Source organism: Streptomyces sp. NRRL S-1022 (assembly GCF_000720135.1).
Taxonomy (GTDB): Bacteria; Actinomycetota; Actinomycetes; order Streptomycetales; family Streptomycetaceae; genus Streptomyces.
Window position 1 is genome coordinate 434,075 of sequence record NZ_JOIU01000008.1, and the last position, 14,930, is coordinate 449,004.

Genomic DNA, 14,930 nt, shown 5'->3' on the forward strand with positions numbered 1-14,930 from the left:
GCACCATGGAGGGGAGGAGGCACCCACCGATATGAATCACGCCCAGCTCACCGCCCTCGGACGGGCTCTCCGGCTGCTCGGGGAGCACGGGGAGGCCCTGACCGGCGACACGCCGGACGCCCGGCTGCACGAGATCAGGGACGATCTGCGGCGGGCCCTGGACCTGCTGGACGACACCGTCGCCGCCGGCGCGCCCGCCACCCGGTGCCCCGAGCACCCGCAGGGTCCGGTGGACGAGAGCGCGCCCGACCTGTGTCTGCTGTGCGAGACCCGGCGCCGGGCCGCCCGCCGCTCGGAGTTCCAGGGCAACAGGCCCCGGCCGGGCGAGCCGGCCCGCACCGCCACCTCCCGGTACGGCGTGCGCGGCGACCGGCCGCAGCCGCAGCAGCGGTGGCTGCCCGAGCTGTGGAACGGGCAGGAGTGGCAGCTGTGCGGCACACCGCGGCGGGACCGGCACGAGGCGGAGGCCTATCTGGCGGCCCAGCGGCGCGGGTCGCGGCCCGCGATGGCCTACCGGCTCGTGCACGAGTTCACCGACTACGAGGTGCTGCGGGTGTGGGGGACGCCGATCCGGGTCGACATCGAGCCCATGGGCAACCTCTGAGAGCGGGTCAGCTCAGGGTCTTCACGGCCGCCGCGTCGTACGGCTGGAGCTGGTCGAAGCGGTCGGCGAGCACCTTGGCCGCCCACTCGGGGTCCTGGAGCAGCGCGCGGCCGACGGCCACCATGTCGAACTCGTCGGACTCCAGCCGGTCCAGCAGGTTGTCGATGCCCTTGACCGGGGAGCCCTCGCCCTGGAACGCGTTGACGAAGTCGCCGTCGAGGCCGACCGAGCCGACGGTGATGACCGGCTTGCCGGTGAGCTTCTTCGTCCAGCCGGCCAGATTCAGGTCGGAGCCGTCGAACTCGGGCAGCCAGTAGCGGCGGGTGGAGGCGTGGAAGACGTCGACACCGGCCGCGGCGAGCGGGGTGAGGAGGGCCTCCAGCTCCTCGGGGGTCTCGGCGAGCCGGGCGGTGTAGTCCTGCTGCTTCCACTGCGAGTAGCGGAAGATGACCGGGAACTCGGGCGAGACCGCCGCGCGCACGGCGGCCACGATCTCGGCGGAGAACTTGGTGCGGGCCACCAGGTCGCCGCCGTAGGCGTCCGTACGGCGGTTGGTGCCGGCCCACAGGAACTGGTCCAGGAGGTAGCCGTGGGCGCCGTGGATCTCCACGCCGTCGAAGCCGATCCGCTCGGCGTCGGCGGCGGCCTGGGCGAAGGCGGCGACGACGTCGTCCAGGTCGGCCTGCGTCATGGCCTTGCCGGTGGGTTCAGCGCCGGCGGTGACCAGGCCGGAGGGGCCCATGGCGGGGGCGTCCGGGAAGGGGTCCTGGCCCTGCTCGCGCACCATGCCGATGTGCCACAGCTGGGGCACGATGGTGCCGCCCGCCGCGTGCACGTCCTCGGCGACCTTCGCCCAGCCCGCGAGCTGCTCCTCGCCGTGGAAGCGGGGAACGCGCGAGCTGTTGCCGGCCGACTCGTGGCCGACGTAGGTGCCTTCGGTGACGATGAGGCCGACACCGGCGGCGGCACGGCGGGCGTAGTACGAGCGCACGTCCGCACCGGGGACGCCGCCCGGGGAGAACATGCGGGTCATCGGTGCCATCACGATCCGGTTCGGCACGGTGAGGCCGTTCAGCGTGATCGGCCGGGACAGGACGCGGGCGGCGCGGGAAGCGGGGGTGGTCGTGTCGGTCACGTGGAGACTCCTCGTGCGGCGGGGATGGCCGGGTTACCGGCTGGTATGTGCATACGCATCGTTGCAGTACCTTAAGTAAACACCCCGCACCGGCCCCTGTTCCGCTCGGGCCCCGACTCCCCGCGTGATACCGGACACTTCCCCGGCCCCGGAAAACGCCCGAGGGCGGCTCCCCCGGCCGAAGCTGGGGGAGCCGCCCTCGGATCAAGGACGGTCGATCAACCCTCGGGTCGATCAGAAGTCCATGTCACCGCCCGGCATGCCGCCGCCGGCCGGCGCGGCGGCCTTCTCCGGCTTGTCGGCGATGACGGCCTCGGTGGTGAGGAACAGCGCCGCGATGGAGGCGGCGTTCTGCAGCGCGGAGCGGGTCACCTTCGCCGGGTCGATGATGCCCTCGGCGACCAGGTCGACGTACTCGCCGGTCGCGGCGTTCAGGCCGTGGCCCGGGGTCAGGTTGCGCACCTTCTCCACCACGACACCGCCTTCGAGGCCGGCGTTGACGGCGATCTGCTTCAGCGGGGCCTCCAGGGCGATGCGCACGGCGTTGGCGCCGGTCGCCTCGTCACCCTCGAGCTCCAGCTTCTCGAAGACCTGGGAGGCCTGCAGCAGGGCCACGCCACCACCGGCGACGATGCCCTCCTCGACGGCGGCCTTCGCGTTGCGGACGGCGTCCTCGATGCGGTGCTTGCGCTCCTTGAGCTCCACCTCGGTGGCGGCACCGGCCTTGATGACGGCCACGCCGCCCGCGAGCTTCGCCAGGCGCTCCTGGAGCTTCTCGCGGTCGTAGTCGGAGTCGCTGTTCTCGATCTCGGCGCGGATCTGGTTCACGCGGCCCTGCACCTGCTCCGAGGAGCCGGCACCGTCCACGATGGTGGTCTCGTCCTTGGTGACGACGACCTTGCGGGCGCGGCCCAGGAGGTCCAGGGTCGCGTTCTCCAGCTTGAGGCCGACCTCCTCGGAGATGACCTCGCCACCGGTGAGGATGGCGATGTCGCCGAGCATGGCCTTGCGGCGGTCACCGAAGCCCGGGGCCTTGACGGCGACGGACTTGAAGGTGCCGCGGATCTTGTTGACGACCAGGGTCGACAGGGCCTCGCCCTCGACGTCCTCGGCGATGATCAGCAGCGGCTTGCCCGACTGCATGACCTTCTCCAGCAGCGGGAGCAGGTCCTTGACGGAGCTGATCTTGGAGTTCGCGATGAGGATGTACGGGTCCTCCAGCGACGCCTCCATGCGCTCCATGTCGGTGGCGAAGTAGGCGGAGATGTAGCCCTTGTCGAAGCGCATGCCCTCGGTGAGCTCCAGCTCCAGACCGAAGGTGTTGCTCTCCTCGACCGTGATGACGCCTTCCTTGCCGACCTTGTCCATGGCCTCGGCGATCAGCTCGCCGATCTGGGTGTCGGCGGCGGAGATGGACGCGGTGGAGGCGATCTGCTCCTTGGTCTCCACGTCCTTCGCCTGCTCCAGCAGGGCGGCGGAGACGGCCTCGACGGCCTTCTCGATACCGCGCTTCAGAGCCATCGGGTTGGCACCGGCGGCGACGTTGCGCAGGCCTTCCTTGACCAGCGCCTGGGCGAGCACGGTCGCGGTGGTCGTACCGTCACCGGCTACGTCGTCCGTCTTCTTGGCGACTTCCTTGACCAGCTCGGCGCCGATCTTCTCGTACGGGTCCTCGAGCTCGATCTCCTTGGCGATGGAGACACCATCGTTGGTGATCGTGGGGGCGCCCCACTTCTTCTCGAGGACGACGTTGCGGCCCTTGGGGCCGAGCGTCACCTTCACGGCGTCCGCGAGCTGGTTCATGCCGCGCTCGAGGCCGCGCCGCGCCTCCTCGTCGAACGCGATGATCTTGGCCATGTGAAGTGGTCCCTCCAGGACTGGGGGTGATTCCTTCGGACCGCGCCCGCGCCCGCGACGGACGGCTCGCCGGCCTCGTGGTTCCTTGCCCCACCCGGCCTGCGGGCCTCACCGACCCGGTCCTTCACTGTCACTCTCACCTTCAGAGTGCTAACGCCAATGATTAGCACTCGGCATGGTCGAGTGCAAGCGCCTGGACCGGTACGGGCCCCCCGTCAGCCGCACGCGAACACCGGAACCCGGGCACGACGAAGGGCCCGCACCCCTCGCGAGGTGCGGGCCCTTCGGACAAGAAACGTTCAGGCGGTGACGCGAACCATGTCGGCCTGCGGGCCCTTCTGGCCCTGCGAGATCTCGAACTCGACCCGCTGGCCCTCTTCCAGGGTGCGGTAGCCGTCCATCTGAATCGCGCTGTAGTGGACGAAGACGTCCGCACCACCGTCGACCGCGATGAAGCCGTACCCCTTCTCCGCGTTGAACCACTTGACGGTGCCCTGAGCCATGCCTAACTCCCCTATTACTGGCCCTTGCACAGATCCACACTTCGCGGACCCGGGTCAGACCTCACCCCCCATTGGCCGGGGGCGTGCGCCGGAACGCGTCGACCGCGGCTGAATGTATCTGTCCAACTGCCGTCTGCAACAGGTCAATCGGACGAGAATTCTGGACGCGAACGGTCCGGAATGTGGTGAGAATTCGCCCGAATTCAGGGCAAGTCGGGCCCCATAAAAGCCGCAAAAGCCTCAGACGACCCGCACACTTTGGCTACTTCTTGTCGGGCCGCCCGGCATGATCCCAGGGCTTTCGGCCCGGGCGCCGGGGCCGTGTTCCCCAACTCTACCGCGCTCAATCACACTGAATTGCCCCCTCCGCTTCTCTTACGGAGGGGGCAATCCGATGAACAATCGGTAACCACGGTTACCGAAGGTAATGTGCGTGCCGCTCAGCCGCCCGCGACCGCCGGGATGATCGAGACGCCGGCGCCCTCCGGGGTCGCCGTGTCCAGGCCCTGCTCGAAACGGACGTCGTCGTCGTTGACGTACACGTTGACGAACCGGCGCAGCTTGCCCTGGTCGTCCAGGACCCGGGCGGCGATCCCGGTGTGGTTCTTCTCCAGATCGGCGATGACCTCGCCGAGCGTCGCCCCCTCGGCGGCGACCTCGGCCTGCCCGCCGGTGTAGGTGCGCAGGATGGTGGGGATGCGAACGGTCACGCTCATGCGAGGCCAGCCTCTCGGAAGGAGTCCAGGGTCGGGCGGATGGTGGCGGTGAGGCCGGTCCCGGCCACCGCGTCCAGGGTCTTGAGGCCGTCGCCCGTGTTGAGCACGACGGTGGTGAGGGCCGGGTCCAGCTGTCCGCTCTCGATCAGCTTGCGCGTCACGCCCACGGTCACCCCGCCGGCGGTCTCCGCGAAGATGCCCTCCGTGCGGGCGAGCAGCTTGATGGCGTCCACGACCTCCGCGTCCGTCACGTCCTCCACCGCACCGCCGGTGCGGCGCGCGATGTCCAGGACGTACGGCCCGTCGGCCGGGTTGCCGATGGCCAGGGACTTGGCGATGGTGTTCGGCTTCTGCGGGCGGACCACGTCGTGACCGGCCTTGAAGGCGGTGGACACCGGCGAGCAGCCCTCGGCCTGCGCACCGAAGATCTTGTACGGCCGGTCCTCCACCAGACCCAGCTTGATCAGCTCCTGGAGACCCTTGTCGATCTTCGTGAGCTGGGAGCCGGAGGCGATCGGGACCACGATCTGGTCGGGCAGCCGCCAGCCGAGCTGCTCGCAGATCTCGTACGCCAGGGTCTTGGAGCCCTCCGCGTAGTACGGCCGCAGGTTGACGTTGACGAAGCCCCAGCCCTCGCCGGCCGGGTCGCCGATCAGCTCCGAGCAGAAGCGGTTCACGTCGTCGTAGTTGCCCTCGATGCCGACCAGCTCACCGCCGTAGACCGCGGCCATGACGACCTTGCCCTGCTCCAGGTCGTGCGGGATGAACACGCAGGAGCGGAAGCCGGCCCGGGCGGCGGCGGCGCCGACGGCACCGGCCAGGTTGCCGGTGGAGGAGCAGGAGAGCGTGGTGAAGCCGAAGGCGCGGGCGGCCTCCAGGGCCTGGGCGACGACCCGGTCCTTGAAGGAGTGGGTCGGGTTCCCGGAGTCGTCCTTCACGTACAGGCCGCCGGTCACGCCCAGCTCGCGCGCCAGGTTGTCGGCCTTGACGAGCTTGGTCCAGCCGGGGTTGAGGTTGGGCTTGTCGGTGACGTCCGCCGGGACGGGCAGCAGCGGGGCGTACCGCCAGATGTTCGCGGGGCCGGCCTCGATGCGCCGGCGCAGTTCCTCGGTGTCGTAGCCGGAGAAGTCGTAGGCGATTTCGAGCGGGCCGAAGCACTCCTCACAGGCGAAGACCGGACCGAGCGGGACGCGGTGACCGCACTCGCGACAGCTCAAGGCGGCGGCGGGGCCGAGGTCGACGGTGGTTTCGCTGGAGGTGGCAACTGTCTGCACAGCCATGGAGGCGAGGCCCTTTCTCCTCATCTTCCTCACGACGCATCTCGCCGTGAGACGGATTTGGCACCTTCCCTAGCCGGGAGCCTCGCTGTGAGGACGAGAGCCGACTGGAGGGTTGCCGGGGCTTCATCGGGCCGTGTCCCTCTGCCCCTCTGGATGAGCGGTATTCGGTTGTGGACGCCCGCGACCCCCGACATGCGATGGTCATCGGCGTTGTTCAAGACTGTAACCGAAGGCCAGGACAGTTGAGATAGTCGTCCGAAGCGCGAGATGGATCACACGGTGACGTGTGGTCGTGACAGTGAGGAGCCGCCGACCGTGCTGGAAGAAGTCGAGCGCTGGCTGAGCACCCGCTCCTGGTCCGTGGCCGACCGACCGCTGCACCAGGTCATGGCGGCCAAGCAACGCACGGGCCAGACGATCAGCGTCGTACTGCCCGCGCTCAACGAGCAGGAGACGGTCGGCGACATCGTCGCGGTGATCCGGCACGACCTCGTGGAACAGGTGCCGCTCGTGGACGAGATCGTCGTCGTCGACTCCGGCTCCACCGACCGCACCTCCGAGGTCGCCGCGCGCGCCGGCGCCCGGGTCGTCCACCGCGACGAGATCCTGCCCCGCATCCCGCCCGTCCCCGGCAAGGGCGAGGTGCTGTGGCGCTCGCTGCTGGTGACCGGTGGGGACATCGTCTGCTTCGTCGACGCGGACCTCAGGGAGTTCTCCTCCGACTTCGTCACCGGGATCATCGGCCCGCTGCTCACCGAACCGGACGTCGACCTGGTCAAGGGCATGTACGACCGCCCGCTCGCCGGTGCCTCCGGGCAGGGCGGCCGGGTCACCGAACTGATGGCCCGTCCGCTGCTGAACATGCACTGGCCGCAGCTGGCCGGGTTCGTGCAGCCGCTGGGCGGCGAGTACGCGGCCCGCCGCTCCCTGCTGGAACAGCTGCCGTTCCCCGTGGGCTACGGCGTGGAGCTGGGCATGCTGGTCGACGCGCTGCACCTGGCCGGCCTGGACGCGCTGGCCCAGGTGGACCTCGGGGTGCGCAAGCACCGGCACCAGGACGGGCAGGCCCTCGGCCGGATGGCGGCGGCGATCTACCGCACGGCGCAGCTGCGGCTCGCGCGCGGCCACCTCGTCCGGCCCTCGCTCACGCAGTTCGTGCGGGGCGAGGACGGGTTCGAGCCGCGCACCTACTCGGTGGACACCGAGGAGCGGCCGCCCATGGTGGAGATCGCGGAGTACGCCGAGCGGAAGGTGGCGTGAACACTGCGTATACGGTTCCCCGCCCCGGCCCCCGCCGGGCGGAGCGCACGTTTGAGTGTTTACGGGCCGGGCTAGGTTGAGGCGTATGGCTTCCACGCGTGCTGCTGCTGAAAAGGCCCGGGTGCTGGTCGCGTCGAATCGCGGACCGGTCTCCTACCAGGTGGGCGAGGACGGCTCGCTGCACGCCAGACGGGGCGGTGGCGGGCTGGTCTCGGGACTGTCCGCCATCGGTTCGGACGCGGGCTCGGTGTGGGTGTGCGCCGCGCTCGGCGACGGCGACCGGGCGGCCGTGCGGCGCGCGGACGGCGGGCTGCTGCCGGCCGAGGAGACCGGCGGGCAGCGGGTGCGGATGCTGGACATCGACGCGAGCGTGCACGCCGAGGCGTACAACGGCATCGCCAACTCGGTGCTCTGGTTCGTCCACCACATGCTGTACCAGACCCCGCTGGAGCCGGTCTTCGACGCGGAGTTCCGTCGGCAGTGGGGCTCCTACGAGGCATACAACCGGGCGTTCGCCGAGGCGCTGGCCGAGGAGGCGGCCGAGGGCGCGGCGGTGCTGATCCAGGACTACCACCTGGCCCTCGCCCCCCGCATGCTCCGCCAGCTCCGTCCCGACCTGCGCATCGGTCACTTCTCGCACACCCCGTGGGCGCCGCCGGACTACTTCCGGCTGCTTCCCGACGACATCGCGGCCGAGCTGCTCGGCGGCATCCTGGGCGCGGACCGGGCGGCGTTCCTGACCCGGCGGTGGGCGGACGCGTTCACCGACTGCTGCCACGCGGTGCTCGGGCCCGGCATCCCGTCCGGCACCGAGATCGGGGTGCACGGGCTGGGCGCGGACGCGGACTTCCTGCGCAAGCGGGCGCACGAGCCGGACGTGGACGAGCGGATGGCGGCGCTGCGGGAGGAGATCGGGCCGGACCGCAGGGCGATCGTCCGGGTGGACCGCACCGAGCTGTCCAAGAACATCGTGCGCGGCCTGCTGGCGTACGAGCAGTTGCTGGCGGACCATCCCGAGTGGCGGGAGAAGGTCGTCCACGTGGCGTTCGCCTACCCGTCCCGGCAGGACCTCGCCGTGTACCGGGAGTACACGGCCGAGGTGGAGCGGGTCGCGGCGGAGATCAACGAGCGGTTCGGCACGGCGGGCTGGACCCCCGTCGTGCTGCACGTGAAGGACGACTTCGCGCGCTCCCTGGCCGCGTACCGGCTGGCCGACGTGGCCCTCGTGAACCCCATCCGGGACGGCATGAACCTCGTCGCCAAGGAGGTCCCGGTCGTCTCCGACCAGGGCTGCGCACTGGTGCTGTCGCGGGAGGCCGGGGCGTACGAGGAGCTCGGCGGGGACGCGTTCGTGGTGAACCCGTACGACATCGCGGGCACGGCCCGGGCCCTGCACGAGGCGCTGGCCCTGCCGGCGGCGGAGCGCGCGGAGCGCTCCGAGCGGCTGGCCGCCGCCGCGACCGCGCTGCCGCCGGCCCGGTGGTTCCTGGACCAGCTGGACGCGCTGACCGGCCGGCCGGCCGGTCAGCCGAGCTGAGCGGCGAGCGTCCTGAGCAGGTCCACGACGCCCTCCGGGCCGTTCACCACCAGGTCGGCGCGTTCCGCCAGTTCGGTGACCTCGGTGCTGCCGCTGCAGACGAGCAGGCCGGGGATGCCGTCGGTGCGGAGCTTGTCGACGGCGGCGAAGGCCGGGAGGTCGCCGAGGTCGTCGCCGGCGTAGACGACGCATCCGGCGCCGATGGCACGGGCGTGGTCCAGGAGGGCCACGCCCTTGTCCATGCCCGGGGGGCGCAGTTCCAGGACCAGGCGGCCGGGCTCGACGATCAGGCCGTGCCGGCCGGCGAGGTCGGCGAGGGGGCCGCGCAGGGACTCGAAGGCGGCCTGCGGGTCGGCGGCGCGGCGGGTGTGCACCGCGAGGGCCCGGCCCTTCTCCTCGATCCAGGTGCCCTCGCCGGCGCCGGCGCGCTCCAGCAGGCGGGGCAGCTCGGTGCGGGCGGCGGCCACGCCGGGGTGCGGGGGCGGGGCGGTGACCGTGCCGGTGGCCGCGTCCCAGCGTTCGGCGCCGTAGTGACCGAGGACGGTGAGGTGCTCCAGGCCGGGGACGCCGGCGAAGCCGCCGTAGCGGACCGCGACCTCCGGCGGGCGGCCGGTGATCACGGCGACGGAGGCCACCCGCGGGGCGAGCGCGGCCAGTGCGGGCACGGCGTCGGGGTGGGCGCGGGCCTGCTCGGGGTCGGCGACGATGGGGGCCAGCGTGCCGTCGAAGTCCAGGCCGATCAGCGCGGTGTGGGGCCGCGCGAGCAGGGCGGCGAGGCCGTCCCGGCCGGGCTGGGTCTGCGGGATGGGCAGAGGATCCATACCGCGACAGTATCCGCCCCCGGCCCGCTCACGCCTGGACGGCCCCATCGGCTCAGCGCTCCGCGCGGCGCGCCTCCCGCACCCGGCGCAGCCGGTTGACCGTGACCGGGTCGTGGGCCAGGGCCCGCTGGTCGTCCAGCAGGGCGTTGAGGAGCTGGTAGTAGCGGACCGGGGAGAGGTCGAGCTCCTCGCGGATCGCCCGCTCCTTCGCGCCGGGGCCGGGGAAGGCGCGGCGCTCCAGGGCGAGGATGGCTTTCTCTCGGCTGCCCAGTTCCATGCCCGCCACCGTAGCGGCGGGCACCGACAACGGGCTCAGCCGGCGTTGCTGCTGTCGGCCGCCGTGGCCGTGGACTGCAGGCGGGTCAGGACGCCGGCGGGGCTGCCGCCGGGGGCGACGGCCTGGCCGATGTTCTGCTTCACGGCCGCGCTGACCGCCGCCCAGGAGGTCTTGCCCACCGGGTACAGCTCGGAGGTGGGCAGCTGCTCAAGGAAGGGGCGCAGGGCCTTGTCGGCGGGCGCGTCAGAGGCGGCCATGGCGTTGGAGGCGGACCCGGTGACCGGCAGCAGCCCGTACTTCCGGGAGAAGTCGAGGACGTTCTTCTCGTCGTATACGAAGTCGAGGAAGTCGCCGATCTGGTCGGCGTGCCCGTTCTGCTTGAAGGCCATCATCCAGTCGGCGACGCCCATGGACGCCCTGGCCTTGCCGGTGCGGCCCGGCATGGGCACCATGCCGAACTGCACGCCCTTCTTCCCGGCCTGCTGGATCAGCGTGGGATGTCCGTTGAGCATGCCGACCTGGCCGTCGGCGAACGCGGCGAACGCGTCCGCGCGGTTGAGCTTGCCGGGCGCGACCGGACCGGTCAGGTCCTTGCCGACCAGCTCGTCCTTGAGCCAGGTGAAGGTGCCGACGTTCGCGGCGGAGTCGATGGTGTAGGTGCCGACGTCGTCGGTGTAGCCGCTGCCGCCGTTGCCGCCGCTCAGCAGCCACTGCATGGTCTCGGCCTGGGCCTCCTCGGGCCCGAGCGGCAGCGCGTACGGGAACTTCACGCCCTGCGCCTTGAGCGCCTTGGCGTCGGCGGCCAGCTCGGCCCAGGTGGTGGGCGGCGTGAGGCTGGCCTTGGCGAACAGGGACTTGTTGTAGAAGAGCACGCGCGTGGACGCGGCGAACGGGATGCCGTACTGCGTGTGCTTCCACTCGCCGGCGTCGGCGAGCTGGGACAGGAAGTCGGCCTGGGTGCGGATGGAGAGCAGGTCCGAGGCCGGGTAGAGCTTGCCCGCGGCGGCGTAGTCGGCGTAGGCGCCGATCTGGGCCAGGTCGGGGGCGTGGCCGGCGTCGACCATCTCCTTGACCTTGCGGTCGACGTCGTTCCAGGAGTAGACGCTGACCTCGATCTTCACCCCGGAGTGCTGCTTCTCGTACTCCCCGGCCAGGGCGTCCCAGTACTTCTTGGAGCTGTTGGCGGCGGAGTCGCCGTAGTCGGCGGCGACGAGTCTCAGGGTGACGTCGGAGGACCCCGTACTCCCGCAGCCGCCGAGCACCGCCGTCATGCCCAGTGCGGACACCACCGCGATCGTTCCTGCCGTAAGCCGACGCACCCTCAAAGCCCCAACCCTGCTGTCTGACCGTTCAACATATGGACACATAAGGTCTACACCACGTGAGTGGACTAGACCTCTCGCGGGTGGGAGGGTCACACTAGGCCACGTGGTGAGACATGTCATCGCCCTGGACGTGGGCGGTACCGGGATGAAGGCCGCCCTCGTCGGCGACGACGGCGCGACCCTGCACCGCGCCCGCCGCGCCACCGGCCGCGAGCGCGGTCCCGAGGCCGTGCTCGCGGGCATCCTCGACTTCGCCGCCGAGCTGCGCGCCCACGGCGTCGAGCAGTACGGCGAACCCGCCGGCGCGGCCGGCATAGCGGTCCCCGGCATCGTCGACGAGTCGACCGGCACCGCCGTCTACGCGGCCAACCTGGGCTGGCGGGACGTACCCCTGCGCACCCTGCTCGCCGAGCGGCTCCGGATGCCCGTCGCCCTCGGCCACGACGTGCGCACCGGCGGCCTCGCCGAGGGCCGGATCGGCGCCGGCCGGGGCACGGACCGGTTCCTGTTCGTGCCGCTGGGCACCGGCATCGCCGGCGCCATCGGCATCGACGGGCGCGTGGAGGCCGGCGCGCACGGCTTCGCGGGCGAGATCGGCCACATCGTCGTACGGCCCGGCGGGGAGCCCTGCCCCTGCGGACAGCGCGGCTGTCTGGAGCGGTACGCCTCCGCGTCCGCCGTCACCGCGGCCTGGGCCGCGGCCTGCGGTGACCCGGACGCGGACGCCGCGGACTGCGCGCGGGCCGTCGCGTCCGGCGACCCGAACGCCGTCCGGGTCTGGCAGGAGGCGGTCGACGCGCTCGCCGACGGACTGGTCACCGCCCTCACCCTGCTGGACCCCCGCACGCTGATCATCGGCGGCGGGCTGGCCGAGGCGGGGCACGTGTTGTTCCGGCCCCTGCGGGACGCCGTCCGGCAGCGGATCACCTTCCAGAAACCGCCCGCGATCGTCCCGGCCGCGCTGGGCGACATCGCCGGCTGCCTGGGTGCGGGGCTGCTCGCGCACGACCTGATCACCGCCACTCCCACGACTCCGGAGGTAAGCACCTGATGGCAACCGAGCGGGAAACCCTGCTGCTCACCGGCGCGAACGTGGTGCTCCCCACCGGAACGGAGAAGAACGGCCGCGTGGTCGTGGACGGCCGGCGCATCGCCGCGGCCGCCCCGGCCGGCGCCCGGGTCCTCGACGTCACCGGCCACTGGCTGGTGCCCGGCTTCGTGGACATCCACAACCACGGTGGGGGCGGAGCCTCCTTCTCCGGCACGCCGGACGACATCCTCACGGCCATCCGCACGCACCGCGCCCACGGCACCACCACCCTCGTCGCCTCCACCGTCACCGACGAGATGGACCTGCTGGTCCGCCAGGCCGGCCTGCTGAGCGAGCTGGCCGAGCAGGGGGAGATCGCCGGCATCCACTTCGAGGGGCCGTTCATCTCCCCGTGCCGCAAGGGCGCGCACTCCGAGGGGCTGCTGCGCGACCCGGACCCGGCCGAGGTCCGCAAGCTGATCGACGCGGCGCGCGGCAAGGCCAGGATGGTCACCCTCGCCGCCGAACTGCCGGGCGGCATCGACTCCGTACGGCTGCTCGCCGAGCACGGTGTCATCGCGGCGATCGGACACACGGACGCCAGCTACGAGCAGACGGCCGAGGCGATCGACGCGGGCGCCACGGTCGCCACCCACCTCTTCAACGCCATGCCCGCCCTGAACCACCGCGCGCCCGGCCCGATCGCCGCACTGCTGGAGGACGAGCGGGTCACGGTCGAGCTGATCAACGACGGCGTCCACCTGCACCCGGCCGCGCTGGAGCTGGCGTTCCGGCACGCCGGCGCGAACCGGGTGGCGTTCATCACCGACGCGATGGACGCGGCCGGCACCGGCGACGGCCGCTACATGCTCGGCCCGCTGGAGGTCGAGGTCAGCGAGGGCGTGGCCCGGCTGGTCGAGGGCGGTTCGATCGCGGGCTCCACGCTCACCCTGGACCGCGCGTTCCAGCGGGCGGTGACCGTCGACAAGCTGTCGGTGGAGGACGCCGTGACCGCCCTGTCGGCCAACCCGGCCCGCCTGCTGGGCCTGGCCGACCGCATCGGCTCCCTGGAGCCCGGCAAGGACGCCGACCTGGTCCTGCTGGACGCGGACTTCGCCCTGAAGGGCGTGATGCGGCAGGGCGAATGGGTGATAGCGCCCCAACTGCCCTGATCCGTACCGCTGTCGGGGAGACGGTGGCCGACCCGCGCACTGGGCCGGCCGCCGTCTCTTTGGCATGATCGAGGCCCCGGAACCGAGACAGGCGCACGGACTTCGAGGGAGGTCGGCCCGGGTGATCCTCACGGTCACGCTGAACACCGCTCTCGACATCACCTATCACGTACGGTCACTGCGCCCGCACGCCTCGCACCGCGTCACCGAGGTCACCGAGCGGCCCGGCGGCAAGGGCGTGAACGTGGCCCGGGTGCTGGCCGCCCTCGGGCACGAGGTGACGCTCACCGGGTTCGCGGGCGGCGCCACCGGCCGGGAGATACACGAGCGGCTGGCCGGCACACCCGGTCTGACCGACGCGCTGGTGCCGGTCGCCGGGGCGAGCCGGCGCACGATAGCCGTGGTGGACGGCCTGTCGGGTGACACGACCCAGCTGAACGAGCCCGGGCCGCAGATCACACCGGGCGAGTGGGGCGCCTTCCTCGACCGGTACGGGGAACTGCTGGCCGGCGCCTCGGCGGTGGCACTGTGCGGCAGCCTGCCGCCCGGGGTGCCGGTGGGGGCGTACGCGAACCTGGTCCGCACGGCCCGCTCGGCCGGCGTCCCGGTGCTGCTGGACACCAGCGGCGAGCCGCTGCGCCGCGGGGTCGCCGCCCGCCCGGACATCATCAAGCCGAACGCCGACGAACTGGCCGAACTCACCGGCTCGCACGAGCCGTTGCGCGCCACCCAGGACGCCCGCCGCCGCGGCGCCCACGCGGTGGTCGCCTCCCTGGGCCCGGCCGGCCTCCTCGCCGGCACCCCGGAGGGCCAGTGGCGCGCGGTCCCGCCGGCCCGCGAACTCGGCAACCCCACCGGCGCCGGCGACTCGGCCGTCGCCGGCCTCCTCTCCGGCCTGCTCGACCAACTCCCCTGGCCGGACCGCCTCACCCGCGCGGTCGCCCTGTCGGTGGCAACGGTACGAGCGCCCACAGCGGGCGAGTTCGACCCCTCCGTGTACGAGGAGCTGCGGGGACAGGTGTCGGTAACCGGTGAGGAGTGGAGCCTGACTTGACGCGAAACCACCTTCATGCTCAATCAGGCGACCATCAAGCGACTCTTACCGCTTTCTGTGGCCTCACTGGGACTCGTAATCTCGCTGGGCACTCCTGCATCAGCCGAGCAAGGAGGTGTCTCAATGAAGGAGGGACACTCCTTCACCATTCGAACCAAGCCGAGTACTTCCGCATCGGTGATCACCGTCATCAGCAATCCGAGCGTGAACGTTCCGTGCACCACCCATGATGCCCCCTGCACTCGCGAGAACAACGGGGGTTCGTACACCTGCTGGTCGGGCGGACCGCACGACAACGACTGGTTCAAGGTGAGGTGGGGTCAGAAAACCGGATGGGTGGCCGCCATGTGCGTTGACGT

14 protein-coding genes and 1 riboswitch are annotated in these 14,930 nt (G+C 71.4%); of the genes, 6 read left to right on the forward strand and 8 right to left on the reverse strand.

From position 1 onward, the window contains the following. Positions 1-31 precede the first annotated feature (31 nt). The gene (locus IG05_RS0112465; protein WP_030341966.1) at positions 32-604 is read left to right on the forward strand and encodes a hypothetical protein; all 573 of its coding nucleotides are present in this window, start codon (positions 32-34) and stop codon (positions 602-604) included. A 7-nt stretch (positions 605-611) separates the two neighbouring features. Here the strand turns inward: IG05_RS0112465 and IG05_RS0112470 are convergent, their stop codons facing one another. The 5 genes from IG05_RS0112470 to thrC form a co-directional block, all read right to left on the reverse strand. Further along, positions 612-1,739 (reverse strand): NADH:flavin oxidoreductase, encoded by a 1,128-nt coding sequence (locus tag IG05_RS0112470; RefSeq protein ID WP_030341967.1) that lies wholly within the window; start codon positions 1,737-1,739, stop codon positions 612-614. A 234-nt stretch (positions 1,740-1,973) separates the two neighbouring features. Next, on the reverse strand, positions 1,974-3,596 hold the full coding sequence (gene groL / locus IG05_RS0112475) for a chaperonin GroEL (protein WP_030341968.1): 1,623 nt from the start codon (positions 3,594-3,596) through the stop codon (positions 1,974-1,976). Positions 3,597-3,895: 299 nt separating this feature from the next. Continuing rightward, complete coding sequence (locus IG05_RS0112480) at positions 3,896-4,099, reverse strand: cold-shock protein (RefSeq protein WP_004986573.1); 204 nt, start codon at positions 4,097-4,099, stop codon at positions 3,896-3,898. A 440-nt stretch (positions 4,100-4,539) separates the two neighbouring features. Then, entirely contained in the window at positions 4,540-4,815 is a 276-nt protein-coding gene (locus tag IG05_RS0112485) for a ubiquitin-like small modifier protein 1 (protein WP_030341971.1), read from the reverse strand. Next, on the reverse strand, positions 4,812-6,095 hold the full coding sequence (gene thrC / locus IG05_RS0112490) for a threonine synthase (protein WP_030341974.1): 1,284 nt from the start codon (positions 6,093-6,095) through the stop codon (positions 4,812-4,814). Before thrC ends, IG05_RS0112485 begins: the two co-directional genes overlap by 4 nt. 17 nt (positions 6,096-6,112) lie before the next feature. Further along, positions 6,113-6,255: riboswitch (SAM riboswitch) on the reverse strand. A gap of 155 nt (positions 6,256-6,410) precedes the next feature. On the opposite strand from thrC, the gene IG05_RS0112495 reads away from it, so the two are divergent. Both IG05_RS0112495 and IG05_RS0112500 read left to right on the forward strand, forming a co-directional pair. Further along, complete coding sequence (locus tag IG05_RS0112495) at positions 6,411-7,355, forward strand: glucosyl-3-phosphoglycerate synthase (RefSeq protein ID WP_030341975.1); 945 nt, start codon at positions 6,411-6,413, stop codon at positions 7,353-7,355. Between the two features lie 85 nt (positions 7,356-7,440). Next, entirely contained in the window at positions 7,441-8,892 is a 1,452-nt protein-coding gene (locus IG05_RS0112500) for an alpha,alpha-trehalose-phosphate synthase (UDP-forming) (RefSeq protein ID WP_030341976.1), read from the forward strand. On the opposite strand, the gene otsB is transcribed toward IG05_RS0112500, so the two are convergent. Genes otsB through IG05_RS0112515 form a run of 3 tightly spaced genes read right to left on the reverse strand, consistent with a single transcriptional unit; the run spans position 8,880 to position 11,279 of the window. Next, positions 8,880-9,713 (reverse strand): trehalose-phosphatase, encoded by an 834-nt coding sequence (gene otsB / locus IG05_RS0112505; protein ID WP_030341978.1) that lies wholly within the window; start codon positions 9,711-9,713, stop codon positions 8,880-8,882. The two genes, IG05_RS0112500 and otsB, sit on opposite strands and share 13 nt — an antisense overlap. Positions 9,714-9,765: 52 nt before the next feature. Next, positions 9,766-9,990, reverse strand: a complete 225-nt coding sequence (locus IG05_RS0112510; RefSeq protein ID WP_030341984.1) for a DUF3263 domain-containing protein — start codon at positions 9,988-9,990, stop codon at positions 9,766-9,768. A 35-nt stretch (positions 9,991-10,025) separates the two neighbouring features. Beyond that, complete coding sequence (locus IG05_RS0112515; RefSeq protein WP_030341985.1) at positions 10,026-11,279, reverse strand: extracellular solute-binding protein; 1,254 nt, start codon at positions 11,277-11,279, stop codon at positions 10,026-10,028. Positions 11,280-11,421: 142 nt separating this feature from the next. Between IG05_RS0112515 and IG05_RS0112520 the strand changes: the two genes are divergently transcribed. The 3 genes from IG05_RS0112520 (at position 11,422) to IG05_RS0112530 (ending at position 14,571) form a co-directional block, all read left to right on the forward strand. Then, complete coding sequence (locus tag IG05_RS0112520; protein ID WP_199808306.1) at positions 11,422-12,366, forward strand: ROK family protein; 945 nt, start codon at positions 11,422-11,424, stop codon at positions 12,364-12,366. Then, positions 12,366-13,517, forward strand: a complete 1,152-nt coding sequence (nagA, locus tag IG05_RS0112525; RefSeq protein ID WP_030341988.1) for an N-acetylglucosamine-6-phosphate deacetylase — start codon at positions 12,366-12,368, stop codon at positions 13,515-13,517. Before IG05_RS0112520 ends, nagA begins: the two co-directional genes overlap by 1 nt. Before the next feature lie 121 nt (positions 13,518-13,638). After that, entirely contained in the window at positions 13,639-14,571 is a 933-nt protein-coding gene (locus tag IG05_RS0112530; protein WP_030341993.1) for a 1-phosphofructokinase family hexose kinase, read from the forward strand. The last annotated feature ends 359 nt before the right edge of the window (positions 14,572-14,930 follow it).

What these genes read in the sequence shown, in the direction of transcription:
- IG05_RS0112465 (WP_030341966.1), top strand. Translation starts at nt 32, where the DNA reads ATGAATCACGCCCAGCTCACCGCCCTCGGACGGGCTCTCCGGCTGCTC.
- groL (WP_030341968.1), bottom strand. Translation starts at nt 3,596, where the DNA reads ATGGCCAAGATCATCGCGTTCGACGAGGAGGCGCGGCGCGGCCTCGAG.
- IG05_RS0112480 (WP_004986573.1), bottom strand. Translation starts at nt 4,099, where the DNA reads ATGGCTCAGGGCACCGTCAAGTGGTTCAACGCGGAGAAGGGGTACGGC.
- IG05_RS0112485 (WP_030341971.1), bottom strand. Translation starts at nt 4,815, where the DNA reads ATGAGCGTGACCGTTCGCATCCCCACCATCCTGCGCACCTACACCGGC.
- thrC (WP_030341974.1), bottom strand. Translation starts at nt 6,095, where the DNA reads ATGGCTGTGCAGACAGTTGCCACCTCCAGCGAAACCACCGTCGACCTC.
- IG05_RS0112500 (WP_030341976.1), top strand. Translation starts at nt 7,441, where the DNA reads ATGGCTTCCACGCGTGCTGCTGCTGAAAAGGCCCGGGTGCTGGTCGCG.
- otsB (WP_030341978.1), bottom strand. Translation starts at nt 9,713, where the DNA reads ATGGATCCTCTGCCCATCCCGCAGACCCAGCCCGGCCGGGACGGCCTC.
- IG05_RS0112510 (WP_030341984.1), bottom strand. Translation starts at nt 9,990, where the DNA reads ATGGAACTGGGCAGCCGAGAGAAAGCCATCCTCGCCCTGGAGCGCCGC.
- nagA (WP_030341988.1), top strand. Translation starts at nt 12,366, where the DNA reads ATGGCAACCGAGCGGGAAACCCTGCTGCTCACCGGCGCGAACGTGGTG.